The sequence below is a fragment of the Paracoccus sp. NIOT.M2S5SZ12 genome (genome assembly GCF_057748165.1).
In genome coordinates this window covers 22,625-39,445 of sequence record NZ_JBYLFR010000012.1, presented here as the reverse complement: position 1 = coordinate 39,445, position 16,821 = coordinate 22,625, and the positions used below count along the sequence as shown (strand labels likewise).

General features: G+C 68.9%; 13 protein-coding genes. 10 read left to right on the top strand and 3 right to left on the bottom strand.

The window, feature by feature from the left end; translation table 11 throughout:
* The first annotated feature begins 2 nt into the window (after window positions 1–2).
* The 9 genes from AC2SGK_RS12270 (at window position 3) to AC2SGK_RS12230 (ending at window position 11,221) form a co-directional block, all read left to right on the top strand.
* On the top strand, window positions 3–848 hold the full coding sequence (locus AC2SGK_RS12270) for a carbohydrate ABC transporter permease (RefSeq protein ID WP_488323816.1): 846 nt from the start codon (window positions 3–5) through the stop codon (window positions 846–848).
* On the top strand, window positions 845–2,887 hold the full coding sequence (locus AC2SGK_RS12265; RefSeq protein ID WP_488323815.1) for an alpha-galactosidase: 2,043 nt from the start codon (window positions 845–847) through the stop codon (window positions 2,885–2,887). The genes AC2SGK_RS12270 and AC2SGK_RS12265 overlap by 4 nt, the downstream gene beginning before the upstream one ends.
* Window positions 2,884–3,765 (top strand): 2-dehydro-3-deoxygalactonokinase, encoded by an 882-nt coding sequence (locus AC2SGK_RS12260; protein ID WP_488323814.1) that lies wholly within the window; start codon window positions 2,884–2,886, stop codon window positions 3,763–3,765. The genes AC2SGK_RS12265 and AC2SGK_RS12260 overlap by 4 nt, the downstream gene beginning before the upstream one ends.
* Window positions 3,766–3,768: 3 nt before the next feature.
* Window positions 3,769–4,371: a 2-dehydro-3-deoxy-6-phosphogalactonate aldolase gene (locus tag AC2SGK_RS12255; protein ID WP_488323813.1), complete on the top strand. Its 603-nt coding sequence runs from the start codon at window positions 3,769–3,771 to the stop codon at window positions 4,369–4,371.
* On the top strand, window positions 4,353–5,213 hold the full coding sequence (locus AC2SGK_RS12250) for an SMP-30/gluconolactonase/LRE family protein (protein WP_488323812.1): 861 nt from the start codon (window positions 4,353–4,355) through the stop codon (window positions 5,211–5,213). Before AC2SGK_RS12255 ends, AC2SGK_RS12250 begins: the two co-directional genes overlap by 19 nt.
* A gap of 205 nt (window positions 5,214–5,418) precedes the next feature.
* Window positions 5,419–6,540 carry a GDP-mannose 4,6-dehydratase gene (gene gmd / locus AC2SGK_RS12245; RefSeq protein WP_488323811.1) on the top strand — a complete coding sequence of 374 codons (1,122 nt, stop codon included), beginning with the start codon at window positions 5,419–5,421 and terminating at the stop codon, window positions 6,538–6,540.
* A gap of 7 nt (window positions 6,541–6,547) precedes the next feature.
* The gene (fcl, locus tag AC2SGK_RS12240) at window positions 6,548–7,498 is read left to right on the top strand and encodes a GDP-L-fucose synthase (protein ID WP_488323810.1); all 951 of its coding nucleotides are present in this window, start codon (window positions 6,548–6,550) and stop codon (window positions 7,496–7,498) included.
* 4 nt (window positions 7,499–7,502) lie between these two features.
* Window positions 7,503–9,755: a tetratricopeptide repeat protein gene (locus AC2SGK_RS12235; RefSeq protein ID WP_488323809.1), complete on the top strand. Its 2,253-nt coding sequence runs from the start codon at window positions 7,503–7,505 to the stop codon at window positions 9,753–9,755.
* On the top strand, window positions 9,752–11,221 hold the full coding sequence (locus AC2SGK_RS12230; protein WP_488323808.1) for a hypothetical protein: 1,470 nt from the start codon (window positions 9,752–9,754) through the stop codon (window positions 11,219–11,221). Before AC2SGK_RS12235 ends, AC2SGK_RS12230 begins: the two co-directional genes overlap by 4 nt.
* A 12-nt stretch (window positions 11,222–11,233) precedes the next feature.
* Here AC2SGK_RS12230 and AC2SGK_RS12225 read toward each other — a convergent pair whose 3' ends face one another.
* The 3 genes from AC2SGK_RS12225 to AC2SGK_RS12215 form a co-directional block, all read right to left on the bottom strand.
* Window positions 11,234–12,325: an FAD-binding oxidoreductase gene (locus AC2SGK_RS12225; RefSeq protein WP_488323807.1), complete on the bottom strand. Its 1,092-nt coding sequence runs from the start codon at window positions 12,323–12,325 to the stop codon at window positions 11,234–11,236.
* On the bottom strand, window positions 12,325–13,563 hold the full coding sequence (locus AC2SGK_RS12220; protein WP_488323806.1) for an aromatic ring-hydroxylating oxygenase subunit alpha: 1,239 nt from the start codon (window positions 13,561–13,563) through the stop codon (window positions 12,325–12,327). Before AC2SGK_RS12220 ends, AC2SGK_RS12225 begins: the two co-directional genes overlap by 1 nt.
* A gap of 111 nt (window positions 13,564–13,674) precedes the next feature.
* A complete protein-coding gene (locus AC2SGK_RS12215; RefSeq protein WP_488323805.1) occupies window positions 13,675–14,412 on the bottom strand; it encodes a glycosyltransferase family protein in 738 nt (245 codons plus the stop codon).
* A gap of 207 nt (window positions 14,413–14,619) precedes the next feature.
* On the opposite strand from AC2SGK_RS12215, the gene AC2SGK_RS12210 reads away from it, so the two are divergent.
* Entirely contained in the window at window positions 14,620–16,770 is a 2,151-nt protein-coding gene (locus AC2SGK_RS12210) for a malate synthase G (RefSeq protein ID WP_488323804.1), read from the top strand.
* Window positions 16,771–16,821 lie beyond the last annotated feature (51 nt).

The window sequence follows — 16,821 nt, the reverse complement described above, 5'->3', positions numbered from 1 at the left end:
CCATGTTCCCCCGTCCCATCCAGACGATGTCCCCCGCGGCGCAGCGCACCTACAAGATCGTGCTGCCGATCATGCTGGTCCTGTGGCTGCTGCCGCTCCTGGGGGTCGCGATGACCTCGGTGCGCCCCTCGGGCGACCTGGCCGCGGGCAACTATTTCGGCATCCCGTCGCGCTTCGCGTGGGAGAACTACGCCGACGTGTTCCGCAACTCGCCACTGGCGCAGTATCTGTGGAACAGCTTCCGCATCACCATTCCGGTGATGATCGGCGCGGTGGGCCTGTCATGCCTGACCGGCTTCGCGCTGGCGGTCTACAAGTTCCGCCTGTCGCTGGTGGTGTTCTTCATGTTCGTCGCGGGCAATTTCGTGCCCTTCCAGATCTTGATGGTGCCGGTGCGCGACCTGACGGTGAACATGGGCCTCTACAACACCATCACGGGGCTGGCGCTGTTCCACATCGCCTTCCAGACCGGGTTCTGCACGCTGTTCATGCGCAACTTCATCAAGGCCCTGCCGCGCGAGCTGATCGAGGCGGCGCGCGTCGAGGGCGTGACCGAATGGCAGATCTTCTGGCATATCGTGCTGCCGCTGGTCCGGCCCGCCATCGCGGCCCTGTCGGTGCTGGTCTTCACCTTCATCTGGAACGACTATTTCTGGGCCATGGTGCTGACCACGGGCGCCGAGACGCAACCCGTCACCGCCGGCCTGAACAGCCTGAACGGCCAGTGGATCGCCGCCTGGCATCTGGTCAGCGCGGGCTCGATCCTGGCGGCCCTGCCGCCGGTGCTGATGTTCTTCCTGATGCAGCGCCACTTCATCGCGGGCCTGACCCTGGGTGCGGTGAAATGAGGCTCTGGCGCATCGACACCCCCGCGCAGACCCTGGTCCTGGGCAGCGATGGCGGCATGGCCTGCTGCCATTACTGGGGCGCGCTCCTGCCCGCCGACACCGACCTCGACGCGCTGGTCGCGGCGGGGACGGGCGGCATCACCGGCGGCATGCTGGACGCGCTGCCGCCTTTGTCGCTGATCCCCGAGGCGCTGCGCAGCTTTCCAGGCCAGCCGGGGCTGGTCGCCTTTCAGGACGGCCTGCCGCTGGAGCCGGACTGGCGCCTCGACGCCGTGGATGAGGCGGACGGCCTGACCCTGCGCCACGTCGCGCAGGGGCTGCGCCTGGACATCACCATCCGCGCCAAGGATCACGGGCTGATCGCGCTGTCGGCGCGGCTGACGTCGGACGCGCCCCTGACGCTGCACCATCTGGCGCTGGCCCTGCCGGTGCCTGCGCATCTGTCGGAGCTGACCGAGCTGACCGGCCGCTGGACGCGCGAGTTCCTGCCGGTGACGACCACGCTGGACCATGGCGCGCGGCTGCGCGATGCCCGCACCGGCCGGTCGGGGCATGAACATCCGCCGCATCTGTGGCTGACCACGCCCGGCACCACCAACACGACCGGAGAGGCCGTGGCCCTGCATTACGGCTGGTCCGGCGGCCACCGCATGCTGGTCGAGGCGCTGCCCGAAGGCCGCCGCCAGATCCAGCTGGGGCATTGCTCGGGCTCGGAACGCGCGCCCGGCACGGTGTTCGAGACCGCCGAGATCTGGCTCGCCCGCGGCGATGCGGGCCTGAACAGCGTGGCGATCCCGTTCCAGCGCGCCATCCGCGACGCCCTGCCCCCCGCGCGCCAGCCGCGCCCGGTGCATTACAACGGGTGGGAGGCGATCTATTTCCGCCATGACGCGGCCGAATTGGCCGAGATCGCCGAACGCGCCGCGGCCCTGGGGGCCGAGCGGTTCGTGCTGGACGATGGCTGGTTCGGGCGGCGTGATGACGACACCTCGTCCCTGGGCGATTGGGCCATCGACCCGCGCAAGCACCCGCAGGGGTTCGCGCCGCTGATCGACCGGCTGGCCGCGCTGAACATGCGCTTTGGCCTGTGGTTCGAACCCGAGATGATCAACGAGAACAGCGATCTTTACCGCGCCCATCCCGATTGGGTGCTGGGCCCGGCGGACCAGATCCGGGGCCGCAACCAGCTGCATCTGGACATGGCCCGCGACGATGTGCAGGCCTATCTGTTCGACCGCCTCGGCGGCATCCTGGCCGCATGGGAGATCGACTATGTCAAATGGGACCACAACCGGCTGACGCCCCATCCCGATGCGGCGCAGACCCGCGGCGTCTATGCGCTGCTGGACCGGCTGCGCGCCGCCCATCCGCAGGTGGAGTTCGAGAGCTGCGCCTCGGGCGGGGGGCGGATCGACGCAGGCATCCTGACCCGCTGCGGCCGCGTCTGGCTGTCGGACAGCAATGACGCGCTGGAGCGGCTGCGCATCCAGCATCACGCCGCGATGCTGCTGCCCGCCTGCGTGACGGGCAGCCATGTCGGGCCGCGCGACTGCCACACCTCGCACCGCGTCCTGCCCATGACCCTGCGCGCCTGGACCGCGGCGCAGCGGCACATGGGCTTCGAGATGGACCCGCGCGAGCTGACCGAGGAGGAGGCCCGGACCCTGACCCGCGTCACCGCCTGGTGGAAGGCCAATCGCGGCTGGATGATGGCGGGCGACATCTGGCGGCTGGACCGCCCGGCGGGCAGCGTGGCCGAGATGCAGATCGCCGCCGACGGCCACCGCTTCGTGGCCTTCGCGGCGCAGATCGACAGCTCTCCCACCGTGCAGACCCCGGCCCTGCGCCTGACCGGGCTGGACCCCGCGGCGCAATACCGGCTGGAGATGATCGAAACCCCCGCGGGGCATCACACATCGGCCACCGCCCTGTCGCGCGGGCCGGTGGTCCTGCCGGGTGCGGCGCTGATGGCGCAGGGGGTTGCCCTGCCGCCGGCCTTCCCGCAAACCATCGCCGTGATCGAAGGGACGCGCCTGTGACGATAGACTGGATCGCCGCCGATTGGGGCACCACCAACCTGCGCCTCTGGGCCATGGCGGGCCGCAGCCCCGTGGAGGCCCGCCACAGCGACCAGGGCATGGCCAGCCTGACGCCCGACGGCTTCGCGGGCGCGCTGGCGCAGGCGACGACGGGCTGGCCCGCCGTCCCGGTCATCGCCTGCGGCATGGTCGGCTCGCGCCAGGGCTGGGTCGAGGCGCCCTATGCCCCCGTCCCCTGCCCCGCCACCCCGCGCATGGTCGCGGTGCCGGGCGATCCGGGCGGGCGGCCCGTGCGCATCATCTGCGGCATCCGCCAGGACGCCCCCGCCGACGTGATGCGCGGAGAGGAGACCCAGATCGCGGGCCTTCTGGCGCTGGACCCGGATTTCGACGGCATCGCCTGCCTGCCCGGCACGCATACGAAATGGGTCCGCATCTCGGCCGGAGAGATCTGCAATTTCAAGAGCTTCATGACCGGAGAGATCTTCGGCCTGCTGACCAGGCATTCGGTCCTGCGCCATTCCGTGGGCGCGGGCGAGAGTGACCCGGCGCTGTTCCGCGATGCCGTGTCGGACGCCATGAGCCGCCCGGAGCGCGGCTATGCGGGCCTCTTTCAGCTGCGCGCGGAATCGCTGCTGTCGGGGCTGGACCCCGCCGCCGCCCGCGCGCGCCTGTCCGGCACCCTGATCGGGTGGGAGCTGGCCGGCGCGCGGCCCTGGTGGCTGGGCGCGCAGGTCACGATCATCGGCGCCCCGGCCCTGTCGGCCCTTTATGCCGAGGCGCTGGCCGCACAGGGCGTCCCCGCCGCGCGCATGTCGGTCGAGGATGCCACCTTGGCCGGATTGTCGGCCGCCCATCGCCAGTTTCTGCAAGGATAAGCCATGTCCCGCCCCCTGATCGCCATCCTGCGCGGCCTGACGCCTCAGGACGCCTCCGCCATCGGCCGCGCGTTGGTCGCGGCGGGCATCACCCGGCTGGAGGTGCCGCTGAACTCTCCCGACCCGCTGGAGAGCATCACCCTGCTGGCGCGCGATCTGGAGGGTCAGGCGACGGTCGGCGCGGGCACCGTGCTGAGCGTCGATCAGGTGCGCGCCGTGCGCGCGGCGGGAGGCCAGATGGTCCTGTCGCCCAACTGCAACGCGGAGGTGATCCGCGCCACCGTGGCCCAGGGCATGGCCAGCTATCCCGGCGTCATGACCCCGACCGAGGCCTTCGCGGCGCTGGAGGCCGGGGCCACGGGGCTCAAGCTGTTCCCCGGCGAACTGATCGGCCCCACCGGCCTGCGCGCGATGCGGGCGGTGCTGCCCCAAGGCACGGACTGCTGGGCGGTCGGCGGCGTGTCGGTTGCTAACATGGCCGAATGGCGCGGCGCGGGGGCTGCGGGCTTCGGGATCGGGTCGTCCCTCTACAAGCCCGGCGACAGTGCCGAAACCGTCGCAAACAAGGCCGCAGCCATCGTCGCCGCATGGGAGCAGAGCGCATGATCTTCGACGACACCCCCTGCACCCTGGGCGAGGGCCCTCTGTGGCATCCCGACCGGCAGTCGCTGTTCTGGTTCGACATCGTGAACCGCCGCCTGTTCGAGCGTCCGCTGGACGGAGTGCGCCGCGACTGGTCGTTTGCCGACATGGTCTCGGCCGCGGGCATCGTGGACCGCGACCGGCTGATCCTGGCCTCCAGCCGCAGCCTGTCGCTCTTGGATCTGCGCGACGGCACGGCCGAGATCCTGGTGCCGCTGGAGGCCGACAACCCGGTGACGCGCAGCAATGACGGCCGCGCCGACCCGCAGGGCGGCTTCTGGATCGGCACGATGGGGCTGAACGCGGAACCCGGCGCCGGGTCGATCTGGCGCTACTACAAGGGCGAGCTGCGCCGCCTGTTTCCGGCCATCACCATCACCAACGCGATCTGCTTTTCCCCCGAGGGCGACCTGGCGCATTTCGCCGATACCGACCGCGCGACCATCTGGCAGGTGCGGCTGGACCGCGACGGCTGGCCCCTGGGCGAGCCCCGGGTCTTCATCGACCTGGCGGCCGAGGGGCTGAACCCCGACGGCGCGGTGATCGACGCCGAGGGCGGGCTGTGGTCGGCGCAATGGGGCGCCTCGCGCGTCGCGCGCTATGACCGGCAGGGGCGGTTCGACCGGGCGATCGACCTGCCCGCGCGGCACGTCTCCTGCCCGGCCTTCGGGGGACCCGCGCTGGACCGGCTGTTCGCGACCAGCGCGCGGCAGGGCTTGGACGATCCGCGGCCCGCCGACGGCTGCACCTTCGTGGCGGATGCGGGCCTGCGCGGTCAGGCCGAGCATCGCGTTCTGATCGGCTGACGTCCCCATCCTGCCTGCCCGGCGGGCTTCGGCGCCCATGCGGACGTCACCGCCCTGCATCCGTTGCTGCGGCCCGGCAACAGGCGGCGCCATAGAGAAAATCCGCGATAGTTGCATATGGCAATGCCGCCGGGCCTGCCGTAAACCGAATTGCATGGCGCCCCGGCGCCCTGGATCGAGTTGACGTGTGACAAGAGGTACCGCGATGACCAAGAAGGCGCTGATCACCGGAATCACCGGGCAGGACGGCAGCTATCTGGCCGAATTGCTGATTCAGAAGGGCTATGAGGTCCACGGCATCAAGCGGCGGTCCTCCTCTCTGAACACGCAGCGCATCGACCACATCTATCAGGACCCGCATGCGGACGACGCGCGCATCTTCCTGCATTACGGCGATCTGGGCGACACCTCCTCGGTCATGCGCATCATGGCCGACGTTAAGCCCGATGAGGTCTACAACCTCGGTGCGCAGTCGCATGTCGCGGTCAGTTTCGCCACGCCCGAATACACCGCCAATGTCGACGCCATCGGCACGCTGCGCATCCTGGAGGCGATCCGCTTTCTGGGGCTGGAGGGCAAGACGCGCTTCTATCAGGCCTCGACCTCGGAGCTCTACGGCCAGGTCCAGGAGATCCCGCAGCGCGAGACGACACCCTTCTATCCGCGCTCGCCCTATGCGGTGGCCAAGATGTACGCCTACTGGATCGCGGTGAACTATCGCGAGGCCTACGGGATCTATGCCTGCAACGGCATCCTGTTCAACCACGAATCCCCCCGCCGCGGAGAGACCTTCGTGACGCGCAAGATCACCCGCGGCCTGGCCAACATCGCCCAAGGGCTGGAGGATTGCCTGTATATGGGCAATATCGACGCGCTGCGGGACTGGGGCCATGCCAAGGACTATGTCCGCATGCAGTGGATGATGCTGCAGCAGGAGCGGCCCGAGGATTTCGTGATCGCCACCGGGGTCCAGTATTCCGTGCGCCAGTTCATCGAATGGTCGGCGGCGCATCTGGGCATCACCCTGCGCTTTGACGGCACGGCCGAGCAGGAGGTCGGCATCGTCGAGACGGTGTCGGGCGAGGACGCGCCGGGCGTCAAGCCGGGCGACGTGATCGTGCGCATCGATCCGCGCTACTATCGCCCGACCGAGGTCGAGACGCTGCTGGGCGATCCGACCAAGGCCCGCGAGAAGCTGGGCTGGGTCCCCGAGATCACCACCCAGCAGATGTGCGAGGAGATGGTCGCCGAGGACCTGAAATCGGCCCGCCGCCACGCGCTGCTGCGTACGCATGGCTACGACCTGCCCGTCTATCACGAAAGCTGAGGCCGCCATGACGCGCATCTTCGTGGCGGGACATCGCGGCATGGTCGGCAGCGCGATCCTGCGCCAGCTGCGGGACCGCGCGGAGGTCACGCCCATCACCCGCACCAGCGCCGAGCTGGACCTGACCGAACAGGCCGCCGTGCGCGCCTTCATGGCCGCCGAACGGCCCGACGCAGTGATCCTGGCCGCGGCCAAGGTCGGCGGCATCCATGCCAACAACACCTATCCGGCGGAGTTCATCCACCGGAACCTGATGATCGAATGCAACGTGATCCACGAGGCGTGGGCGCATGGCGTCACGCGGCTGCTGCAGCTGGGCTCCAGCTGCATCTATCCCCGCGAGGCGCCCCAGCCCATCCGCGAGGACGCGCTGCTGACCGGCATCCTGGAGCCCACGAACGAACCCTACGCGATCGCCAAGATCGCGGGAATCAAGCTGTGCGAAAGCTACAACCGGCAGTACGGCACCGACTTCCGGTCGGTCATGCCGTCGAACCTCTATGGCCCCGGCGACAATTTCGACCCCGAGAACAGCCATGTCCTGCCCGCCCTGATCCGCCGCTTCCACGAGGCACGCGAGCGTGACCTGCCCGAGGTCGTCATGTGGGGCACCGGCACGCCGCGCCGCGAGTTCCTGCATGTGGACGACATGGCGCGCGCGTCGCTGTTCGTCTTCGACATGGACCGCGCGACCTACGAGGCCCATACCGAACCGATGCTGTCGCACCTGAACGTCGGCTCGGGCACGGACATCGCCATCGGCGATCTGGCGCGGATGGTGGCCGATGTGGTGGGCTATACGGGCCGCATCACCAACGACCTGACCCGCCCCGACGGGACGATGCGCAAGCTGATGTCCTCGGACCGGCTGATGGCGATGGGCTGGGCGCCGCGGATCGCGCTGCGCGACGGGATCGCCCAGACCTATCGCTGGTTCCTCGACCATCGGGCGGGCTGAGGCGATGGCGGCGGACCGGGGAAAGCTGATCGCCTTTCGCGCCGACCGGATGGGCGGCAGGCTGATCGCGCTGCTGAACACGCTGCGCTTCGCGCGCAGCCACGACCTGCCCTTCGTGGTGCATTGGCGCGACAGCGACGGCCTGGGCGACGGGACCGAGCTGTTCCACCCCGACTTCGTGCGCGACCACTTCATCGACAAGCCGACCTATCAGGCGATGAAGGCCAAGGCGACCGCCATCGGCACCGTCATCCACAGCCCGGACCGCGCACGATTCCTGTCGCATCTGGAGGGGGGAATGCACGTGCTGCTGGACCCGCCCTTCGACGTGCTGCGTCTGCCCTTCGAGGACGAGGCCGAGGTCGCGCGCACCTTCCGCGCGGTGGTCGAGGACCTGCCCCTGAACACGGTCCTGGCGCGCCACCTGGCCGCATTGCGCGAGCGGCTGCGCGACGGGCGGCGCACGGTCGCCTATCACATCCGACGGGGCGACCTGACCAGCGACATGCGCGCCATGAACCGCGCCTGGCCCAACAAGTTCGTCCCCGACGAGTTCTTCGAGACCCATATCCGCGCGAACCTTGAGGGTGACGGCACCCGCACCGTGCTGTTCAGCGACAATGCCAGCGTGCTGGAACGCTATACCGGCATGTTCCCCGACCTGCTGACCTTCGCGCGCATCGCCGACACGTCGGAGCTGACCGAGGTTCAGCGCGACGCGCTGGAGCTGTTTGCGATGTCGCTGTCGGACCTGATCGTGGCGCCGCCCTCCTCGGCCTTCAGCTCGACCGCCAAGACCATCGGCGGGGGCGATTTCCGCGACGTCGAATCCGAGATCACCCCCGAGGCGCGGCACGCGGCGCTGGACCTGCTGGCCGACCGGCTGCGCGACGAGCCGCACCTTTTCGCCAACGAGGGCGAGATCGGGCAGTATCTGGTCTATGCCTGCGAGCATCTGGTCAAGACCGGCCGGCGCGGCCAGTTCGTCGAGACCGCGCGCCGCCATATCGAGGGCGGGCTGAACATCGCCTTCGTCCACGCGATGACCCTGCGCGAGATGTTCTTCGATGGCCAGTATCAGCAGATCTGCGACCTGCGCCCGGCGATCGACCGGGGCTTTGTCGCGTTCCAGCGCAGCTTCGCGCAGGTGGCGCTCTATCATGGGCTGGCGCTGCTGATGCTGGGCCGGCGCGAGGCGGGGCTGGAGCAGATCATCTCGGCCTTCTGGCACGAGCCGGTCGAGGGAGAGATCAACGCGCTGGCGGGGCTGCTGCGCGCGCAGGGCGATTTCGACGAGGGCAATTTCTGGATCACCGATCCCGAGATCGAGCGGCTGTTCCCCAACCGCTTCATCGTCGATCACGTGCGCGACTTCTATGGCGCGGCGGTCGAGGCGGGAGTGCTGAGGTTCGACAAGATGGTGCCGACCAACCGGGTGATGGTCTGGGAATGGCCGGATTTCACCCGCTCGGACCTGCGCAGCCACTACAAGTTCCGCGGCCATTTCCGCACCATCCTGAAGATCCTGGAACGCCGCGACTGGACGCCCGCCTACCGGCCGCATTCCGACAGCTTCACCGGCATGATCGCGCTGCGCGAGGGCGATCTGGACCGCGCCCGGCAGATGCTGGGCGCGGCCGTCGCGGCCAAGCCCGACGTGGCGATCTTCCACAAGCGCCTGGCCGAGCTGCACCACGAGACCGGCGATCATGCCGCCGCCCTGGCCGCGATGGACGCCGCCATCACGCTGGCGCCCGGCGCCTCGATCCTGCGGGCGATGCGCGGCCTGTTCCAGTGGCGCGCCGGGGATCCCGCGGCCGCGGCCGAGACGCTGGTCGCGCTGGTGGACGAGGGGCGGCTGCGCTTTCCGTCGGTCCTGTTCCTCGCGGCGGATGCGGCGCGGGACGCCGGCCGGCCCAAGGACGCCGTCCGCATCCTGGAGCAGGCCCTGCGCCTGGCGCCGCTGAACTGGCGGAAGCAATGCGACCTGGCGCAGATGAAGGCCGATCTCGGCGACCGAGAAGGCGCGCGCCGGGTGCTGGACTGGACGCTGCAATGGGCGGACGACCATCCGCCGCTGGTGATGCTGAACACCGACCTGATGGTCGAGGCGGGCCAGATCGATCAGGCGGTCACCCGGCTGGAAAGGCTGATGGTGCGCCATCCCGACAAGGCGCAATATGCGCGACGCCACAAGAAGCTGATCCGGATGGCGCCCAAGGCGCAGGGTCGCAAAAAGGCAGGGGAACGGACATGAGACGAGGTCACAGCCGCATCGGTCAGGCGCATTTTCTGGTCTATTCGAACGGGGTCGATCCCTTCGCCCGCAACGCCGACGACTATTGCGCGTCGGCTCTACAGGTCGGCTTCGACAGCGCGACCCATGTCACCGAGGCGATGCTGCGCCAGACCCCCTTCTGGGAGGAGAACCGCTTCATCCTGGAGCAGCCGCGCGGTGCCGGATACTGGCTGTGGAAGCCTTGGATCATCCTGCAGAAGCTGCGCGAATGCGGCCCGGACGACATCGTGATCTACAACGATGCCGGGCGGTATGAACCCGGATCGTTCCGGCAGTTCCCCTCCTTCCCGCATGCCGCCGTCGAACTCTGCGCGCTGACGCCCAAGCGGTTCATCCACGGCTTCATCTCGACCTGGCAGATCCAGGGCCATTACACCAAGCGCGACGCCTTCATCCTGATGGATGCCGACACGGACGAGCATCGCTTGGCCTGTCAGGTCTGCGCCGGGCCGCTGCTGTTCATGCCGTCCGAGGCCAGCTTCGCCTTTCTGGAACGCTGGCTGGAGCATTGCCGCGATCCGCGCATCCTGACCGACCAGCCCGATGAGCTGGGCCAGCCCCACCCCGCCTTCATCGACCATCGCCACGACCAGTCGGTGGGCTCCATTCTGGCGCATCAGACGGGCGCGCATTATTTCGACTTTACCGCGGGCGGCGCCCTGGCCGCCTCCGAGGACGTGCGTCAGCGCAACCGGCACGTGCCGCGCCTGCAGACCCATATCGGCTACGTGAACCTGATCGCCGCCCGCGCCATGCCGGACGACTTCCTGGCCCGCGCCGAACCCGACATCACCGACCTGCGCGCCCTGCTGCGCAACCTGGTGCCCGGAGAGCCGGTGCCGGGCCATCCCGAAAAGCTTCCCGACGCCGTGCTGCACGAGCAGCTGGCCGAACTGCTGGCCCTGCCCGAACCGACGCTGACGCGCGATCACCTGATGCTGGCCATCGCCGGAAACCGGGTCACCGCGTCGCGCATGCATGTCCTCAAGAAGCACCCCGAGGAGGCCCCCGCCTTCTGGGAGCACGCCATCGCGTCCTTCCGCGACCGCGCGGCGTCGGCCCATCGCAACGGCACGCCCGCGACGCTGGACGACCTGCCGCGCCTGGCGGTGCAGGCGCTGCGCGATGCCGAGGCCGCGATGCCCGCGCTGCGGGCCAAGCTGATGGCCGGTTATGTCTGGACCCTGCTCAGCGACGATGCACGAGCGATCTTCAAGTCGGCCCACAAGAACGTCAAGTCCACCAAGGGCGCGGCAGCCATGGCGCAGTTCGTGACGCTGCTGGACGCGCTCGGCTTCATGCCGCTGGAGGCGGAGCTGGAGGGCAAGGACAAGCCCCTGTCGGAGGAGGTGTCGCGGCGGCTGATGGACTGGATGCTGGTGGACCGGCCCGCGCCCGTGCCCGCGGCGGACGAGCCGCGCTGAGGCGCGGGTCCCTCAGACCTCGACGGTGACGCGGCCCATCGGGTTGGAACAGCAGGCCAGAATCCAGCCCTCGGCGATGTCCTCGTCGCTGATCCCGCCGTTATGGACCATGTGCACCTCTCCGGCCGTCTTGCGGATGCGGCAGGTGCCGCAGAGGCCGAAGGTGCAGCCCGACGGGATGTTCAGCCCCGCCCGCTTGGCGACGGCCAGCACCGTGTCCGTCTCCGCGCAGGCGGCGGTGACGCCGCTGGCCGCGAAGGTGACCTGGGCGCGGGCCTCGTCGTCGGGGGCCACATCGTCCAGCACCGGGGCCTCGGCCTCGGTGGCGACGGGGGCGCCGAAGCTCTCCTGGTGATAGCGCTCCATGTCGAAGCCGAGCGCGATCAGCATGTCGCGCACCGCCTGCATGAAGGGCTCGGGACCACAGCAGAACACCTCGCGCTCCAGATAGTCCGGGGCCATCAGCCCCAGCATCAGGCTGTTCATGCGCCCCTGATAGCCGGTCCAGGTGCGGAACGGCTCGGGCTCCTCCACGGTGAAGCGCAGCTGCAGGCCGGGCACGCGGGCCGCGAACTGCTCCAGCCGGTCGCGGAAGATGATCTCGGACGGGCGGCGGGCGGCATGGACGAAGACGATGTCGGTGTCCTGCGCCTGGTCCCAGGCCCAGGTGGTCATCGACATCAGCGGTGTGACGCCCGACCCGGCCGAGATGAACAGGTATTTCCGCGCCGGATGCCGGTGGAAGCTGAAGATGCCCGCCGGCCCGAAGGCCTTGATCCGCATGCCGGGCCGCAGGTGGTCCAGCATCCAGCGCGTGCCGATGGACGCGGCCTGCGCCTTGACCGTGACCGAGATCGACAGCGGCCGCGAGGGCGAGGAGCTGATCGTGTAGGTCCGCTGCACGTTGCCGGCCGGACCTCTTGAAGGGTCCACCGGCAGGTCCAGCGTCACGAACTGCCCCGGCTCATAGTCGAACCAGGCCCTGGAGGGCGCGCGGAAGATGAAGGTGGACGTGTCGCGCGTCTCGGGCACGACCATCACGCATTCCAGCGGCTCGTCGTCGGACCAGGGTTCGGCCGTCCAGTTCAGGCGCCTGCGGACCATTATTCCGCCGCCTGCTGCAGCCCGAGGCGCGAGGCCATCAGCCCGCAATACCAGTCGATCAGGTGGATCACCCCGGCCTCCTGGCTGGGCGAATAGGGGCCGGGCTCGTAGGCGGGCGACAGGATGCCGGCCTGGTTCTCCTCGACCACCTGGCGGTCCTCGTCATTGGTGTTCAGCCAGACGCGGGTCAGGGTCTCCAGGTCGTAATCGACCCCCTCGACCGCGTCCTTGTGGACCAGCCAGTTGGTCGTCACCTGCGTCTCGGTGGGGCTGATCGGCAGGATGCGGAAGACGATGGCGTGATCGGCCAGGAAATGGTTCCAGGACGACGGGAAGTGATAGAACATCAGGCTGCCCGCGTCGTTCCAGGGCATGGTCCCCATGCGCCGCGCGACGGCGGCCTTGCCCGACATGGTGAAGCTTTCCTGATGGTCCATCAGCGGCACCCGCGCCATGCGCCACTGCATGTCGGGCGCGTTCACGAAGCGCGCGGGCAGCCCCTCCGCGTCGCAGCGGTCCCAATGGGCCAGGATCTCGGGGCTGGCCGAGTTCGGCCCCTCCATCACCGTCATCAGCGGATCGTCGGAATAGGTCCGGCACAGCGACGGGTGCGAACCGCTACAGTGATAGCATTCGCGGTTGTTCTCCATCACCAGCTTCCAGTTGCCCTTCTCCACGATGGTGGAGGAGAAGGCGACCTTGGCATCCTCCAGTCCCGAGGGCGCGACATAGCGCATCAGGTTGGCGGCCAGTTCGTTGATGGCGGGCGGCACGGCGGCCAGGCAGATGAAGATCATCCCCTTGAGGTCCACGCAATGCACCGGCTTCAGGCTGTATTTCGACGGGTCGAAATCGCGGCCCATGTCGCGCGCGAACAGCAGCTTGCCGGTCAGGTCGTAGGTCCACTGGTGATAGGGGCAGACCAGTTTCGGATTTGTGCCGTTCGATTTCGCGCAGAGCCGCTGGCCGCGATGGCGGCAGACATTGTGGAAGGCCCGGATGCGGCCATCCGCGCCGCGCGTGACGATCACCGGATAGTCGCCGACCTGCATCGTGACATAGCTGCCGGTCTTGGGCAGCTCGCAGCTGGGTCCGGCGAACAGCCATTCGCGGTACCAGATCTGCTCCAGGTCGTCACGGAACGCCTGTTCGGAACAGTAGAGGTCGCGCGGCAGGGCGTGGTTCGGGCAACGCTCTGCGATCAGCTGGGCGGTGGTCTTGGTCTGGCTGTGGGTCATGGCGCGGCTCGGCAATCCGGGGGGTGATGGTGCCAACCTAATCGTCGCGATGCGCGGAGGCGGACGATTTGCGACATTCGACCGGCGGAAACAGACATGGGCGCGTTCCCGTCACAGCAGCCCCCGGTTGCGCAGCTGCGCCAGCAGCAGCCCGGAATGGGGACCGCGTTCCGCCAGCAGCCGGTGCATCTCCTGCGTCATCGCGGCGTCCCGCGCCAGCGCGACGGTGGTGAACAGCGCCGTGGGCTTCAGCTCCTCGGTCATCAGGCTCTGCATCCAGTCCTCCGCCCGCGGCAGCGACCACATCCGCCGCCCCGACTGCGTGTGCAGCCGCGCATGGCGCAGGTCGACGAAGCCCGCCGCATCCGCGATCTCGTCCAGTCGGGGCAGGTGCCGGCCGCGCATGCAGGCGGTGCCGGTGCCCAGCACGTCGACCTTGACCACATGGGGCGCGCGCTTGTGGTACATGAAGGTCTTCCACCCCTCCAGCCCCTCCCGGCCCTTGGCCATCCACGCATTGCCCAGATAGCCCAGGACGTGGTCTGCGCCCGGCAGCAGGTCGAAGGCCGCCATGGTGCGCGCGACATAATCCGGCGGATAGAGGATGTCGTCGTCGATTGTGAAGACGATGTCGTCATCGTCGGGCACGAAGGCGAACTTGCCCGCATCCTTGAGGTTGCGGTCCGGGATGATCGCGGTGATGCGGTCGTCGGCGGCGATGGCCGCGGGCACCGCCTCATGCTGGTTCAGGCACAGGAACAGCCGGTCCACCTGCGGCAGGATTGAGGCCAGCGTCCGCTCCAGGACCGCCGCACGGGGCGGGAAGGTGGCAAGATGGGCGCGGATCATCGCTCTCTCCGGGTCGCGGCGGGTCTGGGGTCAGGATGGCGGCTTGGCGGCGGCGCGGCAAGCAGGTCGAGCACGGCGCGAAGCGCGGGCGGCTTTCTGCGCATAATGGAAAATCCTTCCAAATGACTTGGCAAAAGGCGTCTCACGGCTTATGCAGGATCGGCAGGCGCCCGTCGCCGATTCCGCCCGACATCCGAGGAGAGCCAGATGACCCAGACCGCCACCCCCCGCCACGGGCTTGAGGTCCATGCCGATTTCGCCGCCTTCATCGAGGAGCGGGTGCTGCCGGGCACCGACGTGACGGCCAACGCGTTCTGGTCGGGCTATGCCGCGCTGCTGGACGGGTTTGCCGGCCGCAACCGCGAGCTGCTGGCGATCCGCGCCGATATGCAGGATCGCATCGACGCTTGGCACAAGGCCCGCGGCAACCAGCCCTGGGACGCCGCCGCCTATCGCGCCTTCCTAACCGAGATCGGCTATCTGGTCCCCGAACCCGCCCCCTTCACCGTCGAGAACGGCGCGATCGACCCCGAGATCGCCACCTTGGCCGGGCCGCAGCTGGTCGTGCCGGTCAGCAACGCCCGTTTCGCGCTGAACGCCGCCAATGCGCGGTGGGGCTCGCTCTATGACGCGATGTACGGGTCGGACGTGATGGGGCCGGTGCCTTCGGGCGGCTTCGATCCGGCGCGCCGCGATGCGGTCGTGGCCAAGGCAGCCGCCTTCCTGGACGAGGCTCTGCCGCTGGAGGGGGGCAGCCATGCCGATGTCACCGCCTATGACGCCGATGCGCAGGGGCTGGTCGCGACGGTTGCGGGGCAGCCCCTGCGGCTGGCCGATCCGGCAGCCTTCGTCGGCACCCGCCGCGACGGGGCCGACACCGGATATGTGCTGCGCCATAACGGGCTTCATGTCGAACTGGTGATCAACCGCGACCACCCGATCGGCGCGGCCTCGGCCAGCGGGCTGCGCGATGTCGTGCTGGAGGCGGCGCTCTCCGCGATCCAGGATTGCGAGGACAGCGTCGCCGCCGTCGATGCCGAGGACAAGATCGGCGTCTATGGCAACTGGCTGGGCCTGATGAAGGGCGATCTGACCGAGAGCTTCGAGAAGGGCGGCAAGGTCATGACCCGCCGCCTGGAGGGCGACCGCACCGTCACCCGCCCTGACGGTAGCACCGTGACTCTGCAGGGCCGCGCCCTGCTGTTGGTGCGTAATGTCGGCCATCTGATGACCACCGACGTGATCCGCAAGGACGGCCAGTCCACGCCCGAGGGGCTGATGGATGCGATGGTAACCGTCGCCTGCGCCGTCCACGACCTGAAGAAGACAGAAGGCCCGCGCAACAGCCGCGCAGGTGCCATCTATGTCGTCAAGCCGAAGATGCACGGCCCCGATGAGGCGGCCTTTGCCGATGCGGTCTTTGCCCATGTCGAGCAGGCCCTGGGCTTGGCCCCCAACACCGTCAAGCTGGGCCTGATGGACGAGGAGCGCCGCACCAGCGCCAACCTGGCCGCCTGCATCCATGCGATCCGCAACCGGATCTTCTTCATCAACACTGGCTTCCTGGACCGCACGGGCGACGAGATCCACACCTCGATGCAGGCGGGCGCCTTCGTGGGCCGCGACGGGATGAAGGCCGCCACTTGGCTGAAGGCCTATGAGGATCGCAACGTGCTGATCGGCCTGGCCGCGGGCATGCGGGGCCGCGCCCAGATCGGCAAGGGCATGTGGGCCAAGCCCGACGCCCTGGCCGAGATGCTGGAGGTCAAGATCGGCCACCCGAAATCGGGCGCCAGCACGGCCTGGGTCCCCTCGCCCACCGCGGCGACGCTGCACGCGCTGCATTACCACCAGATCGACGTGGCCGCCCGTCAGGACGAGCTGCAGGACCGGCCGGTCCCCGATCTGGACCTGCTGCTGACGCCCGCGCTGGCCGACGGCCCGATCCCGCAGGATCAGGTCCTGCGCGAGCTGGACAACAGCGCGCAGGGCATCCTCGGCTATGTCGTACGGTGGGTCGATCAGGGCATCGGCTGCTCCAAGGTGCCCGACATCGACGACGTGCAGCTGATGGAAGACCGCGCCACCTGCCGCATCAGCGCGCAGTACCTGGCCAACTGGCTGGAGCACGGGCTGGTCACGGTGGATCAGGTCGAGGACGCGCTGCGCCGCATGGCCGCCAAGGTCGATGCCCAGAACGCGGGCGATCCGGCCTATGTCCCGATGGCCCCCGGCTTCGACGGTCCGGCCTTTCAGGCCGCGCGCGATCTGGTGCTGACCGGGACGACGCAGCCCTCGGGCTATACCGAGCCCGCGCTGCACGCCCGCCGGGCCGAGGCCAAGGCCCGCGCGGCCTGACACGGCGCGTGCGGCGGCGGTTGCCACGGCGCCGCCGCACGCTATGCTGCG